We start from the raw sequence: 21,203 nt of genomic DNA on the forward strand, positions 1-21,203 counted from the left end.
CTATATGTTATCATGTCCTATTTAAGCATGGTACTAACCATATTTGAAAGTAATTTTCCTGCAATAGGATCTGTTGCAGCTTTATCGGTACGCATAGTAGAAACCATAACTTTACCTTGATCTTGAATCATCAACAAGGGGAATCCTTTAATCGTCGATACATATTCAGAACGTTTATGCATATCACCGTTAATATAACCATGAATTTTCATTTGAGCTGCTAAAGGAACGACCTTCTCACTACGTACAGTTTGCATCGAAGCACTGCAAACTGTCGGAATCTCACGTTTATTATTGTTAAAATAACGAAGATCCATTTTTTCTATATTATCGAACACGGGAGATTCAGGAACTTCCATTGTTGCAATATCCCCTTCTGTCGGAACAAGGAATCCGGTAAAATGTTCCGGGTACATTTTCAACATCGCTTTTTCACAATTCAAGAAAAGAGCATTCTTACCACCTTGAACTGATTTTCTCACATTTGACAATTCTTCTGCAGAACAGTTCTTATCATCCAATCCGGCATAAACATAAAGATCGGCTTTTGCTTTCACAGCTTCCGTAACAGTAGCAACTTTAGTATAAGGTATCTGCAATTGGTCAAATACTTTAGCAATATTGTTATTATCTACCAAAACGATCTTCTTATCTTTCAGTTCTTCATTATTACTCCATTCTTGGGTTGCCAAAGTAATATTATAATCATTCTGACTCAACAACACTCCACCTTTATCTTTCAATTCAAGCTTCAACTTAGCATCCACACGGGATTCAGGCAAATCAGAAGGTACATTGATATTGGCAGTCATCCATTGACGACCGTAATGTTTAACAACCGGAACATCTACATTACCTTTAGCCAATACTTGTCCGGCACTTACAAGACTCCAAGTAATCGTAGAAGCCGGTATGGTACTACCGTCTTCCAAATCATTCACGACACAAAAACGGACAGGCAACGTCGATCCGGCATATAAATGGCGTCCCCATAATTCAGCTGAAACCAAAAGAGGATTCAACGAATTCTGCATAGAATAATACGCAGGATAAGGGTCGATGGTATTTGCATCATACACATTTCTAAACCATGTAAGCAATGCAAAATGCAAAATACCCGATGCTTCAGGATTGCTGCGGCGAAGTGCTTCTGCCAACTCGGCGGTAATGAAACGATGAGCCTCGAGAAACGCATTCGGATCGCCATAAGGGTAAGCATCGTCCCCTACCAATACCTGAGGATTCTGATGTACATACGTATAGAAAGTTGTCGGATGTCCGGTCTCATTATTCGGATATCCTGTGGACATCTCCTGACTGATCAAAGGACGACCTTCGCGCTTATTTTTCTGAAATTCACCATTAAACTGCTTAAACACAGTATGATCATACCAATTGATATATGAATGATCATCATCTATATCTCCATCGTCAAACGTTTTGAAGAAATCCTTTCCAAAACGTTTTTCCGGACGTTTATAATTAGAATCGAAACAAATAGGACGAGTAGGATCTATTTCTCGCATTCGTTTTACTACTTTTTCGATAATCTGCATTTTCTTAATCGCACGGTCCTTATCCGGATCATTATCATAGAATTTCATCTCATTATTGATAGTCCAGAAGAAAATAGACGGATGGTTACGATATTTTTTCAACATGCCGACATATTCGTCCGCCCACATATCAATCAAATTCTGGTCAGGCATAGATGACTGAATCATCAACCAAGGCCAAGTCCCTTCATGGCTTATACCGATACCGTTCTCATCGGCAGCAGTAATCCATAACTCATTATAGGGAGTCGTATGAGTACGGGTAGTCTCTATATTACCGCTCTTCATTATTTGATAGAAAGTATCAGCCATACGACGATCATTTGGTGTCAACGCAAAAACAGTATGATTACCGCCTCTCAACCAATAACGCTCGCCATTCAAATATAGGAAACCATCGTCACGTTTTTCGAAAGTACGGAATCCGGAAGTAATAGTTTTACTATCGATCGCACCTTTTTTATTACTCAAAGAAAACTTAAAATTATACAGATTAGGATGCTGAGGTGTCCACAATTTAGGTTGCAAACCTTTCACACTCGCCATAACAGTTCTTTCCTCTCCCGGATTTAATGTTACCCCTTTCTGTAAAAGGACATCGCTCAACTGTACATTGTTCGACTTATCGATAATTTTACCGTTAATATCGAATGACTGTTTTTTCTTACCGTAATTCTTCAAAGTGATTTCATAATCAGCTCCGGTAAGAGAAGGCTTGATAAATACATCCTCTATTTTTACAGGGTCTGTAATTACCATTTGCACAGGTTGCCATATTCCTCCATTATCGATGCAATAGAAACCGTGAGCAATATCTTTTAACATTTTATTGGTTACCGGAACAGTTACAGCAACATCTACGATTTTATCTGCATCCGCTATATTTTTTATAAAATCACGAACTACTTTTACAACAATAAGATTTTTACCCGGTTTCAAATATGGTGTCGCATCGACCGAAAAATCTCCGAACATACCAATATGCGAACCGGCTTCTTTCCCGTTAATAAATACATCTGCAACTTTAGACACAGCATCAAAATGCAATTCAACCTGTTTACCCTCTATCGACTCAGGTAATTCTATCCATTGACGATACCAAGCAGCTTTTACTTTCCCATATTCGAAAGTATAATTTTCACAACGCTCGGTTTCCTGTTGAAAATAGGTATCTGAAACACCTTTGGAATAATGTTCAGGACCAAATGTTTCTCCATGAAGCCAAATTCGAATAGGATTCCAGAAATTAGGTACACTCATCGAATGCCAATCTGTATCTTCTACAGCTGGATTTATAGCTTTTGCTTGATCGCTCAACTGATATTCAGGCATAAAAAGCCATTGACCGTCAAGACTAATTTCTGTACGCCCCGGATTCAGTGTTCCCACTTCAATCGCTTTATAACGACTTCTTTCTTTCTGACGTTTAGCTTCCTTTTCTGCCGGAGTCATAGCATATTTATACTCCTGACGTTTTTTCCCTCGAAAATAATTTTCAGGAAGTTCCTTAATTTCAAGATCATCAAATTCAGTAGTTAACCAACCGCCACCGAGAGCAACTTGACCACTGGGAGCTAAATTTGAGTTTTTATCAGTTACATCTATTCGAGGAATATTCTCATCATTAATATAAACCCGGATACGATCTCCTACTACATCGATTTTAAATTTATACCATTCTCCGGGAATCGGATGAAATCCGAGAGGTTTTACGGCAAAAAACTCATCTGTACCCATATACCCCTGACGAGCAAGTACGATATCATCCTGCAATCCGCCTTTTAATCCGATAATATATCGATCATTACGATTATAGGCACGAAATCCCGCCCATATCTGAACCTGCTCACTGCCTTTAGGAGCTCGAGCTTTAAAGGTTACCGAATAATTTTTCCATTCGGGATTCCCGAAAAGAGCATAAGATTCCCGACTGCTAAAAACGCCATTTTTTACATGACAATCTCCTCTACCGATAGTTTTAAGAGTCATCCCATCGGTTGCGAAATCTTCTTTGAAAACGCCATTTTGGGCACTTAGCTGTCCGAGCCCGAAACTCAAAGCCAATCCCAAACCCAGGGTTCGTAAGTGTGTTTGCATATTAGTTATTATTTATTTGAAGATGTTTATATTTAGTGTTTTCTAAATAATCCGGAATACCCTACAAATCTGAAAAATGATCAAAAACAGATGATGTTTCCCATGCATTACTATAAAATGCAAAGAAAAATGCTCAATCTTAAATTTTGGATTAATAATGCCTTAAATCGGTCTTAATATCACATTAGGACAAAAATTAATCAATAAAAAGTGACATCTAAGAGCCTATTTAATTTTCCGATAAAGAAATTCTTAAAGCAGATCTGAATAAAATCATATACTCGAACTTTTTTTGAATCATTTTTTGCACAGGCTTTTTTTAGAAGTTGTTTTCGCAAACATTTTTTAATTTTTATCAGAACAGAAAAACACAAAAATAATTTGATAATATCTTCTTATCGGAAAATTTAGACAGGCTCAAAGCAGATTATAAATTAAAAACTGCATAAATGATTTTTTAGTTCAAATTTAATCGCGAAAAAGGAGATTACTTAATACTTGCCCTTTTATTTTGTGATCGTTAAATCAAAATAATAAAGTTTTTAATACACACTAACAAAAATAAATCATTATGAAACAACACAGTTTTTGGACTGCATTGTGCTTATTGTTTGTTGCAGCATCTGCAACCGGACAAATAATGAAAAGCAGCATGGAGTTCGCTCCTTCAGAGCATTGGATCAAACCGGTAGAAAAACCTTACCGGGAAGAAATCTGCCTGAACGGGACATGGGCTTTTGCTCCCGTACAATTACCGGCAGGATTTAAAGAAGGCGAAACCGCCGCACCGGCTTTACCCGGAGTAAATGAAGTAACATTCAGCAAAACTCCGATTCGCATTCCATCACCTTGGAATGTCAATAGTTTTGCCGATAAAAACGGATTAGGTGGAGACCATCGTACATATCCGAGTTATCCTAAAGAATGGGAATCAATAAAAATGGGATGGTTACAGAAAAAGTTTACCGTTCCGGCTTCTTGGAAAGGAAAAAGAATACAAATTCACTTTGAAGCTGTCGCCGGGAAAACCGATGTATATGTCAATGGTAAAATTGTCGGTAACAACTTCGACATTTTCATGCCTTTTGACGTAGATATTACCGATGTTGTTAAATTCGGACAAGAAAATGTACTGAACGTAGGGATTCTAAAATCTTCTCTTTTCGATGATAGAAAAAGTCCATTGGGACGAAGAACATATCAAGGCGGATCATTCTGGGGACAACACATTGCCGGTATCTGGCAAGATGTATATCTCGTAGCTCTGCCGCAAACCCGTGTAGCAGATGTATATATTCAACCCATTGTCAATAAAAACACATTAGAGGTTGAAGTAACACTCCGCAACGATGAAAATAAAGCGGTTGAAGTAAGTCTTAGCGCAGCGGCTTACCCATGGATATCAAAAGCCGGAAAAACGACTCTTACGGCTGCAAATCCGAGTTCACAGTTAGGCACTCAAGCTGCATTACAAATTCCGGCTCAAAAAATAACTATACCTGCAGGAAAAGAAATAAAAACAACGTTGAAAACGACTGTTGACAATAAATTGAAATTGTGGTCACCTTCTTCTCCAAACTTATATGGATTAGTAGTAAAAACTGCGGTAAACGGAAAAACGAATGACAGCAAATACACTCGCTTCGGCTGGAGACAAACCGAACTGAAAGACGGACAATTCTGGTTGAACGGAGAACCTTTCGTATTAAAAGGAGACTCATGGCATTTTATGGGTATCCCTCAAATGACACGCCGCTATGCTTGGGCATGGTACACAGCATTACGTGCTGCAAACTGCAATGCCGTACGTTTCCACGCTCAACCTTACCCGACATTTTATCTTGATGTAGCAGATGAAATGGGCATGCTTGTTTTAGACGAGAGTGCCATGTGGGCCAGTGACGGAGGTCAAAAACTGGGCAGTGAAGAATTTTGGAAATGCAGTGAAGAGCACATGAAGCAACTTGTACTGCGTGACCGCAACCACCCATCAGTATTCGGATGGAGCGTTTCCAATGAAATTATGCCGATTATCCGAGGTGTCATGCGTAATGCTCCGGGATTAGAAGACAATTTGGTAAAACATTTTAAAATATGGTCTGATATATGCTTTAAATATGATCCCTCACGTGCATGGGCTTCGGCCGACGGGGAAGACGACGGACGCGGATTATTACCGTTTTACATGGTTCACTACGGTGGAGAAGGTGCTATGAAAAGAGCTTTAGACAGCGGAAAACCTTGGGGTGTCGGTGAAGCTTGTAACGCATATTACGGAACACCCGAACAAGTCTCCAACGCTGCAAAAGATGGTGGACGCGCATACCGTTCATTTGAAGGACGCATGGAAAGCGTTGCTGTAGATGCTTATAACTCTTTAGCAAATCAACGTAAATACAAAGCCAGCTACCGATGTGTATTCAATCTAATTTGGTACGGATTGCAACCCCTCCCAATCGGTTTAAAAGACCAGACAAAAGCTCCTACATTAAACGACGGTATAGCATTCACCTCTTTCGTAGAAGGGAAACCGGGTGTACAGCCAGAACGCATCGGACCATACAGTACAACTGTTAACCCCGGTTACGATCAATCTCTGCCATTATACAAAACATGGCCGCTATTCGATGCAATTAAAGCTGCAAATGCCGAACCCATGCAACCTTGTAAATGGGTGGTTAAAAACGTAACTCCGGCAAAAGCCGCTAACGTGAAAAAAGTAAAATCGATAAAAATATTACCCGAAAACGGTAAATTAAGCAGTGAATTGTTCCGTACCGGCATTCCTGTGAAGAAAATGAATACCGAAACCGTACCCGAACTGCTGATCATCGACGGTGCAAATATTCCGGCAAATGCCACATCTGTTATGCAAAAAGTATATGCTAAAGGCGGTACGGTAGTTGTTTGGGGAGCTGATCCGAAAAAAGTAAACGAACTGAATAAAATATTACCGTCTCCGGTAGTAATAACCGATCGCAAAGCAACGTCTTTGGTATTCGGTACTCCGGACGATATTACTTCTGGTCTTACCGAAGCCGATCTCTATTTCTCTGAATTACATCCGGCAGAATTTACGACCGTCGGATTAGGTGGTTCTTTAGTAAAAAACAGCACGACATTGCTTAAAGCATGCGATACTGATTGGATGAAATGGAATAAACAACCGGAATATGCCAAGACAGGTATGATTTTACGTACCGAAAAAGAAAGCAAACCCGAAGGCGTTGTAATGCTCAAAAAGAAAATGGGACAAGGAAACTTGGTCGTTACGACTATTCCTGCTGCACCCCGTGGCGCTAAAGCAGAAAAAGCAGTTCGGGCACTTCTTACCAATATGGGCATTGAATTAGGATCAGGTAGCGACTCCGGTAAACCATTATTAAAATCAGGAGAAATCGTACGTGTATTGATGAGTGGAAGCTACCCTGTATCTTCTGTAAAAGAGGCAGGAACGCAAAACCGAGTTGACTTAACTAAAGTCGATGCTATTAAGGAAAATACGACACTCGACGGAAAAACATGGAAAAAATACCATTCGCAAAGCGGTTTGATCGACTTCAAACAAGCAAAATTAGACGGTCCTACCCAAAACGCAGAAGCCTATATGAGCTTTTGGGTATTCAGTCCGAGACCATTAGATGACCTGCTTATAGAACCGAACATGCCTGTCGTCGATCTCGAAGTAGCTGCTGATGATGCCGTGCAAGTATGGTTGAACGGAAAAATGATCATCAGTAATCTTCGCGAAGGTCCTATTGAAGGCGGTAAAGCCGTATCAAAAGGGTTGCCTTTGCACCAAGGCTGGAATCACTTCCTTATCAAAGCTATTCAAGGCGGAGGCGGTTGGTTCTTCAACGGACGCTTAATCTGTAATCAACCGGATTATCTTGCCGAAGAAATGGATTCGGTATTAGAAAAACCTTAAAGAGAGATTTCTCTTAGAAATAATAAAAACCGCTCTTTTTCATTATAAAAAGAGCGGTTTTTATTATTAATCAAGTAAAAAAATCAATTTAATCGCTTTTTTATACTTCTGTTAATAGAGTTAATGTCCTTTTATTAAGTGTTCCCAAATACCTTTGAAGCACAAAATTCAATAACGACACGACAAAAAATAAAAAATGAAAGTGCTGAAAATTTTAACTCTTGCAATGTGTTCTTACCTTATGATCCCGACCATGCAAGGCGCAACAAAACATGCCAAAGAGACCAAATATCCAAGTTACAAAGGGATGATTATGGCGGGATATCAAGGTTGGTTCGGAACTCCGGAAGATGGTAAAAGCGGAGGATTCCGCCACATGGCGGGTAAAAACGGTTTTAAAGATGGAAGTTGCCATATAGATATTTGGCCTGATGTACGGGAATATTCAAAAACTTATCCTACAGAATTTAAAAATGCCGATGGATCTACGGCACGTATATTCAGTTCTTATGATATCAGCACGACAGACCTCCATTTTAAATGGATGAAAGAATATGGTATAGACGGAGTATTTATGCAACGCTTCTTTGATTACGCACGAGGAAGGGGTGAACAATCACTACCTGATATCATTCTTAAAAATGCATTTGACGCCGCTTCGAAATATGATCGAGCCATAGCGATTATGTACGACTTGTCAGGATTAAGGCACAAAAAAGAAGATTGTTCGGTTATTATTGAAGACTGGAAATATCTGGTCGATCAACTAAAAGTTACGAACCAAAACGGTAGTAAAACATACCTGCACCATAACCAAAAACCAGTCGTTGCAATATGGGGATTAGGATTTACAGATCGTCCATACAAGGTTAACGAAATAGGTATAGAAAAACTAATCGATTTCTTACAAAATGATCCGGTATACGGAGGCTGCGCTGTCATGCTGGGAGTTCCTACAGCTTGGCGCGATCTGAATTTCGATTGCACCAATGATCCTTATCTGCACACAATAATCAAAAAAGCAGATTTATTACTACCTTGGACCGTACAACGTTATACTCCGCTATTACATAACGATATGGACCGTTATCATGACGAGACCAAAGCCGATATCCAATGGTGTAAAAAGAACAAAATAGATTATGTACCTTGCGTCACTCCGGGTTTTAGTTGGCATAATTTAAGCACGATTCAATTTCCCGATGACATAAAACCATCAGGTTCGATACCGCGTCAAGGAGGGAAATTTTTCTGGGACCAAATGTATAATGCCATGAAAGCCGGAGGAGAAATGATCTATGTAGCTATGTTTGATGAAATAGACGAAGGCACTGCGATATTTAAATGTACCGATACACCTCCTGTAACTAAAATATCCCAGTTTATCGGAATGGATGGAAAACCTTCAGACCATTATCTATGGCTCACCGGTAAAGCGACTCAAATGTTACGAAAAGAGATGCCTCTGACAAAAAAAATGCCGGAACGAAATTAAAATAAAGATATACAATTCACACACAAATACACAACTACACATGTTAAGAGCCCGTTTCAGAATTATTTTGAAACGGGCTCTTTTTATAGTCTTAGATTCTGTTCTAAATCTACCCTATATCAGATTCGAAAATTTTTAATAAAAATACTTTTTTGTCGGAAAATTCAGGCAGGCTTTTAAACAAGCACTACAAAAAACAGCTATTTGTATATGAACAACGGACGTCCGCACTATTTATACTTTGCCGCTTTTGCTATTCGTTTAGGAATCTCGGTATTATCTATTTTTTCATGAAAAAGTTGCGACCCTTCCCCGATTGCGAACACAGGAACATAACCGGCCGAATGATTTCCACTTGCCCAACTAATCATTGCAATTTCATTAATTACCTCCTTCGCACGTGCAGCCATAGGTTCATTTTTCGAGTATAGGCTTTCTTCAAATACGACTTTATTTTTTACAAAAGAATTTTCAAATTCATCACGTAATTTTTTTTCTTGTTCCCACGTAAGCGGTATCTCTTTCCAAAATCCCATTTTTTCCGAAAGAAAAGCCTTCATTTCATTCCAAAGCACTTTATTATTCTTATTTCTTCGCATCGCACTGATCTGATTCGATAATATATCTGCCGAATTCTTTTGATATTGCAGAACCTTCAAATTCAGTTCATATTTACCATTGCCAAGCACAATTCCCCCGATTTCATGGTCTGCCGTAACGACAATCAATGTCTCTTTAGGGTGCTTCTTATAAAATTCATAAGCAACTCTTATCGCATTATCCAAATCTATCACCTCATTAAAAGCCGCAGCAGCGTCATTAGAATGGCATCCCCAATCTATTTTGCCACCTTCTACCATCAAAAAAAAGCCTTTTTTATTTTTATCTTTAGTAAGAAAATCAATTGCACTTTCAGTAATTTGAGCAAGCGTCAAGTCCCCTTCTTTGCGATCAATCGCATAGGGTAAACAAGAGGCATCTGCACCCTCTTTCTGAATCAATATCATTTTCTGTGCCTGATCAGATTTTGCCTTATAATCATCATATCCACGTGCCAACGTATATCCGGCTTCTTCAAACATAGGGAAAATACTCGGAGCTTCTTTGTTGTCTGCCGAAGTCGTCGGTTTTAAAAAACCCGCACCTGCATAAAAATCGAATCCGGCTTTCGGAAGGTCTGTTGCTATTTCATAATACATATTACGACGAGGCTGATGTGCATAAAATGCGGCAGGAGTAGCATGGTCGACACTGACACTGGTAGCAATACCTACTTTTTTACCTGCTTTTTTAGCCATTTCTGCTATTGTCTGTAAGGGAATTTGTTGTTCGTCCATCCCTATCGCTCCATTATAAGTTTTGCTCCCAGTAGCCAAAGCCGTACCTGCCGCAGACGAATCTGTTACAGAATTTTTAGCAGAAAACGTACTTGCCACAGTTCCTACCGGAAATTGAGTAAAAAGTAACGGCTCTACTCCAATACGCCCGTTTTGCAATTCGGCACGGTACATCTCCGTACCATTTACCTGATTTACTCCCATTCCATCCCCAATAAAATAAAACACATACTTGGCCTGTCCCTGCGCAACGGCAGTTATGAAGACAAAACATAATAAATACACCAATCTTTTCATATAACCATAAATTAAAAATATCAGAATTCAAATATACTATCAATAATCAACTTCAATAATTATTTCTAAAGAAATATGTATGAAAAAACAGAAACATTATTTTTACAAAAAACAAGAATTATCTAAATAACATTCAGAAACGACTTTTTTCCAATACCGAAAAAATAGCTTTTAAGCCGACTGCAGATTTCAACATAATAAAAAGCCGTTTTTAGTTTAAAATAAAGTTGACTAAAAACGACTTTTTAAGAGTTTGTTCCTATTTAACCGGCTTTAAAAATTTTTTTCGAGAATATCTATCTGCTTTCACTAAAATAATAGTGGCTTCCCTGACAAATAAAAAACAGACCGAAAGAGAAATTCAAAGAAAGTCTGATAATAAGCTTTATCCGAATTTTTAAACAGGTTCTAATTCAATAATAAATCTTTACAAAGATCAGCTATAATATATCATGGTAAAGGAGTCGATGTAGTTATGACAAGTTTGTCTTTATTTTTACTACATGAACCATAATAATTATTTGCAGGCTCATAATCTGTCAATACTCCATTTTTATCATCGATATATTCAACATGTGCAGGATAAACACAATTTTCTATTTTCGATCCTGCACCATCGTTATATTGTCCAATAAATCCGGATATTCCCGAACGACTTCTCATTCGAATATGAATATTTTCCGTCCGACAATCTTTAACTGCGACACCCCTTCCGCCGACAATTTGACCGACTAATCCTCCAGCCTGATAACCAGTTAAATAAATATCTTCGGCAGAACAGTTATCCAACCAAGTAGCTCCTCCACCTACACCGATCCATCCAATCAAACCTCCGACATTTTGAGTAGTCAAACCCGTAGAGGCTTTAATATGTATATGCTTTGCATGCACATTTTCAAATTGAGCAACGGTACTATAATTTGCTCCGGTATATCCCACACAGCCGGCAAAATAAGCATATTCTTTACTATGATCTATCGGATTTCCGTCAACATCCGTATGCACTTCATCATCGGCAAGCCCATTAATAGTAATGTTCTCGAACGTCAAATTCTTCATTACACCTTCAAACTTACCCCAAACTCCCGTATACGCATTATATTTACCGATAGTAATTCCCCAAATCTGATATTCATACACTGCACCGAATTTCCCATTCAAAGAGAAATTCCTTAAAGTATGCCCTTGACCATCTACCGTGTATGTCTGTTCTCCTGAAGTATAAATAGGTTTCCATTCAACTCCGCTCATATCGATATCGTTCTCCAAAAGGATCGTAACATTTACCGATTTACCACTTGCATCTTTTTTAGTAATCATATCAAGGATATTATCCGGTAGCCATGCAAACTCTTCTCTCGTATAGATATGATAAGTTTGGGTACTCTCGTCATAGACAGGTTCTTTCGGCACAATTACCGCCGGATTCCACCATTCTTCTGCATCAACCCAATCATTTTCAAAATTTTCATCAATAGCAATAGTAAACTGTGCATCTGTAGTCAAAATATTACCCATTACTGTCGTTAACCAATTACGTTGAATGGGAATATCTGTTTTTAAATCATGTGAACTAACAAGTGAAGTACCGTCCAATGCTTCGAACTTAAAATGAATAGGAGTCTGTTCCGTTGCATCGGTCATCAGATAATCGACTGTCAAAGTTCTATTATTCATACTTTTATCATAACCTAAGGCATAATCTTTTTGAGATTTATCAATCGAACCTGTATAAACTTCAGTAACTGCCGTTACGTCAACAGCCAAATCTGTACTTTCAGACAAACCGGTCACTGCATTAATATTAGTAAAACGTTTACATCCGTAATAAGTTATTTTAAAATTATCTGGCATCTCCAGATCATATACTCCCCAATCAGTAGCAACAACACGAAGTTTAGCAAAAGGACGTTTCAATGTCAAATCTTTCATGACCCCGTCGCTACCTACTGTAATCTCTTCAGTCGCAAAATAGGCATCCCGACTCTCATCATTCAGTTGTTTATCGACTCCGTCTATGCAAGTAATATTTTCGAAATTACTGGTTTCATAATGTAAGTCCGTATCAGTACCCTGCTTTACAAAGTCCGCCCAAACGACAAATTTATAATTCCGGTTCGGAGTCAGACGTAAAGAATAATTTACAGCTTGATAGCTATCCACAACTTTTTTCTGAGGAGAAATTACCTGCGTATAGGAGATATTCTCCCCTTCCCCATCCACGCGATAAACCGCTAACTGATAACGCAAATCATATTCAGCAAAATCTACATTAGTGATTCCCCCACGCATACTATTACTATTTTCACCTAAAGCTGCACGCGTCATTTGTAAAAGATCAGGGGCAGAAACCGTAAAATTTACATTCCCTTCTCCTGTAGCGACCGGAGCATCGGTAAACAAGTCTTCCGATTGACATGCTACCAATAGCAAACAAAATCCGATCATAACTAAATTTTTAAATTTTCTCATACAATTACATTTTTGTTAAACAATATATTAGTTGATCTCTACTACATATTCTCCACCAAAACTATCATCGATATTTACGTTATTACCATCGCCTATTTTTCGAGTAAGAAAGAACCCTCTCAATACAGTCTCATGATTACGCTTCAAAGGAATTTCGATATTCTGGCAATGGCTGATTTCTGTTCCTGAAGCATCGAAAAAATAAAAATCAGCCAAAATATTCGTTTCATTTTCCCAATCGGTAAATAAATAATCTCCGAACAAAGAGACTGCCTCTTTTCCATCATAAACTATTTGAGAAGGAATCGTATTAAAACTATACATCGTTGTAAACAGATTCGGTTTTCGGGCTTCTACATTATACCCGACTCCGATATATTGTTTATAAATTACTTTTACAGTCAATCCCTCCAGTGAACCTCCAGCCCGGATAAAATCGTCAAAATCGGATGCAATTACTCTGTAACGCCCCGAAGGTCTTTCCATCATAACTGGAATAACCGTAGAAGGCAAATTCCCAGACTCTTCAAAAGAAAAACTATTTGGCTCAAAATCTGAACCTACCGTAAACACCTCCTGACCGACTGCTGTACTTCGATGATGCGTATTAACAGGATAAACATCCGTATTCGCCTTAATGGACATTAACACATCTGTCTGATAAAATAGATCGACAGGATTATCTTTATAGACATAATCCGCCCATGCCAACACTTGATAATCACCTTTCGGTAAATAAACTTGTATCGTATCTTGTGGAGGTAATGCATCTTTATCAACAAAAAGCATTCGTCGCTCGGTTCTCTGCTGTACGATTCTATTCTTCCCCGATTTTTTTTCATAAACATCAAGAATAATACGCATTGCAAAATCTTCATCTGGAACATACGGTTTGGAGTGTGCTTCTTCCAGATTTTTAATCGTACGATTCCATTCTTCATCATAAAAAACTTCTTTATAATAAAGAGGCGGCAACCGATCAACATTCGGTTCTATGACAACAAACGATTTATCGGGAACAGGATACTCATGAACAGTCGCATCACAAGCCATCATTAATCCCATAAATACGGATAATACAGCAATCATTAGATTTTTTCCATTCATATTCTTTACCTTTTCCGTTGTTTATACCATTTATAGGATATCGAAACGCCTCCTCTCGTTATACCCCAATACCAGCCTGACCCCGAACGAAATTTCGGACCATTCTCCCAGTTACGGTAAACATCATAATCAAATTCAGCAAAACCTGCTCCTATATTACATTCCAAAGTCCATCTTTTCGTTTTACCGATATCGATAGCATAACCATAACTGATTCCCATTCCCCATAAAGCATGGTTAGGATCTTGATAACGACCATGATTATTAATTGCCACATTAAAACCGGCGACATGGGTATGTAAACCGATAAAATGTCCTTTCATGGTTTCTTTCGACCACCAACGTATTTCCGGTTGTACCGCCAATAAACGCAACTTTCGCGTCGAAGTAATATTATATGGAGAATACCACACCGGTAAATCAAAAGACCAATGGGAACACGGGCTAATTTCAATACCCAAATTAGCGGTCAATGCCGCAACAAACAATAAATTCGACTTAATAGCAATTATCCATTTTTCTTGTTGCGACGGCCGTAAAGAAAAAGGAATAGCAGGATTCAAATCTGGCATGAGAAATTCTGCAACTTGTAAATTTTTTGATACTGGAGGCAGAGGAAATTGTTCTTCCAGACAGACAATGGCAATACGTGCATTCCTGAACGGAGGAAATATATTCCGAATAATCCGTTGCCAAGTATATCCTCCGTCAAGGGCTTTAATTTGTTTTTTACGACGTTCATTATCAGTCTCTTTTGCTAAAATATCAAGAACCTTGCTTTTATTGGGAATTTGCGCTCCATTTTTCAATGCAACTTCAAACGAATACCAATCTTCCCAAAGGTTTTCAACTTTAAGTTTACTTTCCGGAATACCGGTTTCTTGTAACAAAAAATCGGCAAGAGCCCGAGAACGATACTCACCTAATTGATAATTCCAACTCGGAGGTCCTTCTGGTGAGGCACTTCCTCCGACCCATACATGCGACAAACGGATTACAGTATCTTGTTGTATTCGCCGTAATATATCAGCAATACTATCCAACTGTTTGTTGGGATACAATTTATGCTTATTCACTTTAAAAATAACCGGTGCTATCGAAGTATTGGCATAATAAAAAACAGAATCGATTTTTTTATCTGACAAAAAAATCACATAATTAGGATAATCTTTATTCGAGCACGAAGTGAAAGTCTCGGATGTTTCCTGCGCCCATACAATACCCGACAAAAATAATGCAGTTATCAACAATAAGACCCACCTTTTTTTATATCTTTTCACAATTTAATTATATAATAATAGATTCGACTAAATGACAAGCAATTAAAGCTTTTGCCATTTCTTAATTTTTAATAATAACAAGATGGATTTAAAAAATAGATTTATTAAGATAACTCCTAGAAGTATGGGCTTTAACGATACCCACAGAGTTCATCAAAAAATTTACTGCCACAACTAATCCATGCAAACCATGTATCGGACTCTTCATCTTAAATGACAAAACTATTTTCATGATCTAAAGATTTTTCGCCATAAATTCCCCAAATCAGCAGTTTCACTTAAGATAAAACAAAACATAAAAAAAGCGTGGGAATTTGTCAGTTTACTCGCTTTGAGGTATCGCCAAACACCCACATTGAAATAAACAGCCAACCCACGCCTAACCTTATATATTCACTCTCGTGATTATAATGGAAAAGCATGAACGTTTGTTCTGTTTATCCTTCAATGTTTTAAAAATTGGCGATTTTCAAAGCGAGGATAAAACTAAACGCTTCTCTAACATGTATGTCGGATAAAAAGTCTCTACTCCAATTCCGACACTACAAAGTTAGAAATTATTTGCGTTTTAACAAACGTTCATGTGAGTTGGCCAATAATTTCTTCTAATAATATTCAAAAAAACGTAAGAATTCAGACAAATAAATTATGAATTCTTGTTCTTCTTATGATAAAAATAAAAGTAAATACAGGGTAAAAACCGGAATTTATCAATGAAATATCTTCAGTAATTAAAAAATTCTCAAACCAGATTTTTCCTATATTATATATTTCTCAGAAGAAGACTTTAAGAGCCTGTCGTACATTTGTACGTCTGAATTTTCCAACAAAAAAATATTATCAGGTCATTTTTACGTTTTCTTCTGGTTTGTTTCCCTGTTCTCACTTATTAGATAACCCACTATCATCCTCGTAAAAACAACAAAACATACTCGAAAGGAACTCTCAAATCTGACCCGAACAAAATTTAGATAGGCTCTAAAATTATCCTACAAGAGTCCTTTTAAGGTTAACAATTTACAAATATAGCAAAACATCTTTTATCTTACCGATATTCTGAATATTAAGAAACCGTTTGCTTTTATCATACATGATGATTTAAGATAAGTTTTCGGATTTGATTTACCTATGCGATCAGAAAATAGTACTCTGTCCGACAGAGGTATAAAATTGTTAAAAGTTCATATGAGGGAAACTTTCTCATAAAGAATAAAAAACGGTTCTAAAATCCCATTTAAATTTTATTCGGGGCGGCTTTGAGAATATTTTTCTGTTTTTTGAGGATTCAACCTATAACGATCTCAATTCTGTCTCGAACATCTGTTCCAACACACGACGCAAATGTGAACGAGAGCCTGAGAAATTATTTACAATGACAGACACAGCATATTTTTTATTTCCCGCATCATAATATCCTGCATAACTTTGGACATGTGCCATACTGCCGCTTTTCAACCTCATTCTTTTCGAAAAAGACGAATTTTTCAAAAATGAACGTACCGTACCACTTACTCCCGGACACGGTAACGAAGAATAAAATACCGCCTGCAAATTTTTATCCGAAGCCACAGCCGCAAGTATCCGACACAACATTGCGGCCGAGATACGGTTTACCGGAGACAAACCGCTACCGTCGTACATAACAAGATCATCCAGAAACACTCCTTTCTCTTTCCAAAAATGCTTCAACACCTCGATACCTTTCGATGCCGATGCTTCCGGATAACGAGACAAAGCGATCCAACGCAATAAAGTTTCAGCATATAAATTATTACTGTTATGATTTACAATGCGAATAATATCAGATAAACGGTCTGAAGAATAACGAAACAGCACATACCGATCTGATAAAGGTTTTATTTTTTTTTCTTCATTCAATATACGCATCGTTACAGGTGCACCGACCACTTCGATTCGGGAAGTTTTCAAAAAAGACGTTATTTCATTTACAAAAAACAAAGCGGGATCTGGTAAATCACCTTTTATGACAAAACGATCCCGTTTTTCCGGAATACTCCCATAAATATACCTCCGTAAAGAAAAAGGAGCTCCGTATATGTAGGCACTGTCAATCGCATTACTACTCGAAACAAGGTGGTTAGAAAAACTCAATCCGGGTATTTCCGGTTCTACTCCGATAATAACGGGCATAGAACCTTTTATTCCCGAACGCAATGTCAGACGATAAGTATTGTCTCTATAATTAATGCCATAGCAACCTGCTGCAAAATAATTCCCGACATCTTCCCACAACCATTTCGGCGAAACCCCTTCCGTATCGAATCGGCTGTCATCAGCAATAATGCTCCCTTCTATACGACGAATACCTGCATTTTCAAGCTCTTTCAACAAACGATTTCGAAAATCAAAAACCTGACGTGTACCATATTCCGAACCTAATGTTGGGTCTCCGCACCCCCGAATATATAAATCGCCATAAAGCACACTATCTTTACCGATATGTCCCGAATATTGTACATCGGTATAAAAACGATGTTCTCCCCCATATATTCCGAGAGCTGTTGCCGAAGTTAGTAGCTTCAATGCCGAAGCCGGAAGAAGTAAGCGCCGAGAGTCATAAGAAGATACTATTTCTCCCGTTTCAACATCCATAATACAAAAACCTACCGAAGCTGAATGCAATTCCGGCAAAGAAACAAAACGAGATATACCTGTCTCGGCATGCGAAAAAGAGAATAATCCCGTCCAAAAGAACACAATAAGATATTTTATAACAGATATATTCATAAAAAGATATAATTTCTAAAACAAAAATAACCGATTTTCAAAGAATATACAATTTTGTTTCATTTTTAGCCCTTATCTGAATTTTCCGACAATAGATATATAAGGATGTTTTCCTGTTCCTGTACATTATGCAATCCGCTATACCTCTTATTCTAAAAGCATTTTCATAATTTTGAACAAGTCATATAAGTAAATTCGAACCGGATAGTTCAAAAAAATAAAAAAGTGTCGTACATTTGTTTCAAGATATAAGAGCCTGTCTAAATTTTGCTCGGGTCAGGTTTGAGAGTTTCTTTCGAGGATGTTTTTCTGTTTTTACAAGGAGGATAGCGGGCTATCCGACGAGGGAAAACGGGGAAAAAGACCGAAAGAAAACGTAAAGATGATCTGATAATATTTTTTTGTTGGAAAATTCAGACAGGCTCTAAAACTTCTTGAACTATTTAATATAAGAGAATCAAAATGTTATTTTCTGAAGAAAACTACGAAACCCATAAACGCGGCCGCATAGAAGTAATTTGCGGATCGATGTTTTCAGGAAAAACCGAAGAATTGATAAGACGGCTCAAACGCGCAAAAATAGCTCGTCAGAAAGTCGAAATCTTCAAACCGTCTATCGATGTACGTTACTCGGAAGAAGAAATCGTATCCCATGACAGTAACTCCATACAATCGACTCCGGTAGACAGTTCTGCAAGTATATTGCTATTATCAAGCGGTGTAGATGTCGTAGGTATCGATGAGGCCCAATTTTTCGATCAAGGCATCGTCGATATCTGCAACCAGCTTGCCGATCAAGGAACACGGGTTATCGTAGCAGGATTAGACATGGACTTCAAAAAGATACCTTTCGGACCTATGCCTTATTTGTTATCGATTGCCGACGAAGTGACCAAAGTTCATGCTATTTGCGTAGAATGCGGACATTTGGCAAATTATTCTCACCGACTCGTAGACAATGATAAAAGAGTTTTATTAGGCGAAAAAGGAGAATATCAGCCACTTTGTCGCACATGCTATAATAAAAAGCATACATTGCAAGAATAGATATTCACACTTGCATATATTCTTCATTATCAATTATAATCAAAATAAAAGTAATCATGTATCTTTCACGTCGTCCTTATACTTTCGACCGGGTTACCCGAATCATATTCAGTATCGCAGTTCTCATCGGGACTTTTTACTTGATAAACTTGCTGAAAGGTGCACTTCTGCCTTTTCTTGTTGCATGGTTACTGGCCTACCTCATGCATCCGATCGTAGAATTTTTTCATAATAAATGCCATATCAAAAACCGGGTAGTAGCTATTTCAGCGACCCTCCTTTCTGTCATTCTTTTTTTCGGATTGCTCGGCTGGATTTTCATACCATCTATTATAGAGGAAATAGATAAAATGAAAATTCTTATTCATAATTACATATCGACGGATAATGCTATACCTTTCATTCCCGAAAGTTGGCATGATTATATTCGGGAAAAAATCGATTTCGAGCAGATCGCACAGATAATGAACAAAGAGGACTGGAAAAAATTGATCGAAACAACTGTTACCCAAGCATGGTCTTTTCTTACCGGGTCGGTAAACCAGATTATCACTATTATAAGCTGGTTTATAGTATTATTGTATCTTTTTTTCATCCTGCTCGATTATGAAAAGATCATCGTCGGCTTCAGAGGCCTCATTCCACGCCGCTACCGCAGAACAGTATTAGGGATACTCACCGACGTGCAAGTAAGCATGAATCGGTATTTCAGAGGTCAGTCTCTCGTTGCCTTTTTAGTCGGCGTTCTTTTCAGCATCGGATTTCTTATCGTCGGACTACCCCTCGCTATCGTATTGGGATTATTTATCGGACTACTGAATATGGTACCTTACCTGCAAATCATCGGAGTTATCCCGACAGTTTTGTTATGTTTGATAAAAGCCTCTGAATCGGGACAAAATTTCTGGCTTTTGTTCGCAGCATGCATGGCTGTTTTCATCATAGTACAGTTAATTCAAGATATAATTCTCGTCCCTCGCATCATGGGACATGTCACAGGATTAAATCCGGCAATTATACTTTTATCCCTGTCGATATGGGGAACTCTGCTCGGTGTCATCGGCATGATTATAGCTCTTCCTCTCACGTCTCTCGTTCTGGCTTATTACCAAAAATACATATTAAAAGAAGATCCGGGAAAAGAGAAGAAAAAAAATATACGAAAAATATCGTAGAGTCTATCTAAATTTTTTGACAAAAAATATTCATAAATCAATTCAAAAATAAACCTTATAATCAGGGAATAAGTCCTATAAATGTTATATCGTACGCTATATTCCGCCATTGATATTTCATTACATATTCTCATAAATTAAAATTTATCCCTATATTTGCCGCAGAATTGGTTTTGCTTTTCCTTTTCGTAAAAGCAAATTAAAAGGGAATCGGGTGCAAATCCCGAACAGTCCCGCTGCTGTGAAGCTCTATTCAACATTCTGAAAAAACTTTGCCACTGGTTTATGACCGGGAAGGCTTCAGAATGGGAGTCAGTCAGAAGACCTGCCATTCATTAAAGGTTTACACTCTCGAGGGTTAGAGTGTAGATACGAAAAAATTATTGATTTCAATTTTTATCATTTATGAAAAAGATATGTCCGCAATGCGATATCTCTTTTATCAACCAATCCGATAATGCGGATAACTATTTATGTGTTTTTACTGAACTGGACGATTTACAAGACTCTTACGTCCGATCACACAATCATTCAAAATATTTATACAAATTCTGTCCGGGAAATACCGGAGAGTGACTCTTCATACTTTTTAAAAATCTATGTTATAACAACATAATCAATAGGAGAACAATGATAAAGAAAATATTAGTAGCCAATCGCGGCG

General features: G+C 37.8%; 11 protein-coding genes and 1 riboswitch. Of the genes, 5 read left to right on the forward strand and 6 right to left on the reverse strand.

Annotated features, from left to right (window positions below):
- Nucleotides 1-17: 17 nt before the first annotated feature.
- The gene (locus Q0093_RS11210) at nt 18-3,653 is read right to left on the reverse strand and encodes a sugar-binding domain-containing protein (protein ID WP_297930448.1); all 3,636 of its coding nucleotides are present in this window, start codon (nt 3,651-3,653) and stop codon (nt 18-20) included.
- A gap of 571 nt (nt 3,654-4,224) precedes the next feature.
- Here Q0093_RS11210 and Q0093_RS11215 point away from each other — a divergent pair.
- Both Q0093_RS11215 and Q0093_RS11220 read left to right on the forward strand, forming a co-directional pair.
- Nucleotides 4,225-7,581: a glycoside hydrolase family 2 protein gene (locus tag Q0093_RS11215; RefSeq protein ID WP_297930451.1), complete on the forward strand. Its 3,357-nt coding sequence runs from the start codon at nt 4,225-4,227 to the stop codon at nt 7,579-7,581.
- A gap of 196 nt (nt 7,582-7,777) precedes the next feature.
- A complete protein-coding gene (locus Q0093_RS11220; RefSeq protein WP_294178937.1) occupies nt 7,778-9,076 on the forward strand; it encodes a glycoside hydrolase family 71/99-like protein in 1,299 nt (432 codons plus the stop codon).
- 230 nt (nt 9,077-9,306) lie between these two features.
- Here Q0093_RS11220 and Q0093_RS11225 read toward each other — a convergent pair whose 3' ends face one another.
- The 5 genes from Q0093_RS11225 to dacB all read right to left on the reverse strand — a co-directional run bounded on the left by Q0093_RS11225 (nt 9,307) and on the right by dacB (nt 18,317).
- Entirely contained in the window at nt 9,307-10,710 is a 1,404-nt protein-coding gene (locus Q0093_RS11225) for an alkaline phosphatase (protein ID WP_297930454.1), read from the reverse strand.
- A gap of 450 nt (nt 10,711-11,160) precedes the next feature.
- Nucleotides 11,161-13,182, reverse strand: coding sequence for a DUF6562 domain-containing protein (locus Q0093_RS11230; RefSeq protein WP_297930456.1), 2,022 nt, complete (start codon nt 13,180-13,182; stop codon nt 11,161-11,163).
- 27 nt (nt 13,183-13,209) lie between these two features.
- Complete coding sequence (locus Q0093_RS11235) at nt 13,210-14,289, reverse strand: DUF6562 domain-containing protein (RefSeq protein WP_297930459.1); 1,080 nt, start codon at nt 14,287-14,289, stop codon at nt 13,210-13,212.
- Between the two features lie 5 nt (nt 14,290-14,294).
- Nucleotides 14,295-15,569: a DUF3575 domain-containing protein gene (locus Q0093_RS11240; RefSeq protein ID WP_297930462.1), complete on the reverse strand. Its 1,275-nt coding sequence runs from the start codon at nt 15,567-15,569 to the stop codon at nt 14,295-14,297.
- Nucleotides 15,570-16,859: 1,290 nt separating this feature from the next.
- Nucleotides 16,860-18,317 (reverse strand): D-alanyl-D-alanine carboxypeptidase/D-alanyl-D-alanine-endopeptidase, encoded by a 1,458-nt coding sequence (gene dacB, locus Q0093_RS11245; protein WP_297930465.1) that lies wholly within the window; start codon nt 18,315-18,317, stop codon nt 16,860-16,862.
- Nucleotides 18,318-18,779: 462 nt separating this feature from the next.
- Here dacB and Q0093_RS11250 point away from each other — a divergent pair, with 462 nt between their 5' ends.
- From Q0093_RS11250 to Q0093_RS11260, 3 genes are all read left to right on the forward strand, one after another.
- Nucleotides 18,780-19,364 (forward strand): thymidine kinase, encoded by a 585-nt coding sequence (locus tag Q0093_RS11250; RefSeq protein WP_297930468.1) that lies wholly within the window; start codon nt 18,780-18,782, stop codon nt 19,362-19,364.
- Between the two features lie 56 nt (nt 19,365-19,420).
- Nucleotides 19,421-20,539: an AI-2E family transporter gene (locus Q0093_RS11255; protein ID WP_297930471.1), complete on the forward strand. Its 1,119-nt coding sequence runs from the start codon at nt 19,421-19,423 to the stop codon at nt 20,537-20,539.
- 151 nt (nt 20,540-20,690) lie between these two features.
- A riboswitch (cobalamin riboswitch) is annotated at nt 20,691-20,887 on the forward strand.
- Nucleotides 20,888-20,944: 57 nt separating this feature from the next.
- Nucleotides 20,945-21,115, forward strand: coding sequence for a hypothetical protein (locus tag Q0093_RS11260; RefSeq protein ID WP_297930474.1), 171 nt, complete (start codon nt 20,945-20,947; stop codon nt 21,113-21,115).
- The last annotated feature ends 88 nt before the right edge of the window (nt 21,116-21,203 follow it).

Source organism: uncultured Coprobacter sp. (assembly GCF_947855755.1).
Lineage (GTDB): Bacteria > Bacteroidota > Bacteroidia > Bacteroidales > Coprobacteraceae > Coprobacter.

Excerpts from the sequence above, each read along its gene's own strand:
- Q0093_RS11210 (WP_297930448.1), bottom strand. The coding sequence starts at position 3,653 with ATGCAAACACACTTACGAACCCTGGGTTTGGGATTGGCTTTGAGTTTC.
- Q0093_RS11230 (WP_297930456.1), bottom strand. The coding sequence starts at position 13,182 with ATGAGAAAATTTAAAAATTTAGTTATGATCGGATTTTGTTTGCTATTG.
- Q0093_RS11250 (WP_297930468.1), top strand. The coding sequence starts at position 18,780 with ATGTTATTTTCTGAAGAAAACTACGAAACCCATAAACGCGGCCGCATA.
- Q0093_RS11220 (WP_294178937.1), top strand. The coding sequence starts at position 7,778 with ATGAAAGTGCTGAAAATTTTAACTCTTGCAATGTGTTCTTACCTTATG.
- Q0093_RS11225 (WP_297930454.1), bottom strand. The coding sequence starts at position 10,710 with ATGAAAAGATTGGTGTATTTATTATGTTTTGTCTTCATAACTGCCGTT.
- Q0093_RS11260 (WP_297930474.1), top strand. The coding sequence starts at position 20,945 with ATGAAAAAGATATGTCCGCAATGCGATATCTCTTTTATCAACCAATCC.
- Q0093_RS11255 (WP_297930471.1), top strand. The coding sequence starts at position 19,421 with ATGTATCTTTCACGTCGTCCTTATACTTTCGACCGGGTTACCCGAATC.
- Q0093_RS11235 (WP_297930459.1), bottom strand. The coding sequence starts at position 14,289 with ATGAATGGAAAAAATCTAATGATTGCTGTATTATCCGTATTTATGGGA.
- Q0093_RS11215 (WP_297930451.1), top strand. The coding sequence starts at position 4,225 with ATGAAACAACACAGTTTTTGGACTGCATTGTGCTTATTGTTTGTTGCA.
- dacB (WP_297930465.1), bottom strand. The coding sequence starts at position 18,317 with ATGAATATATCTGTTATAAAATATCTTATTGTGTTCTTTTGGACGGGA.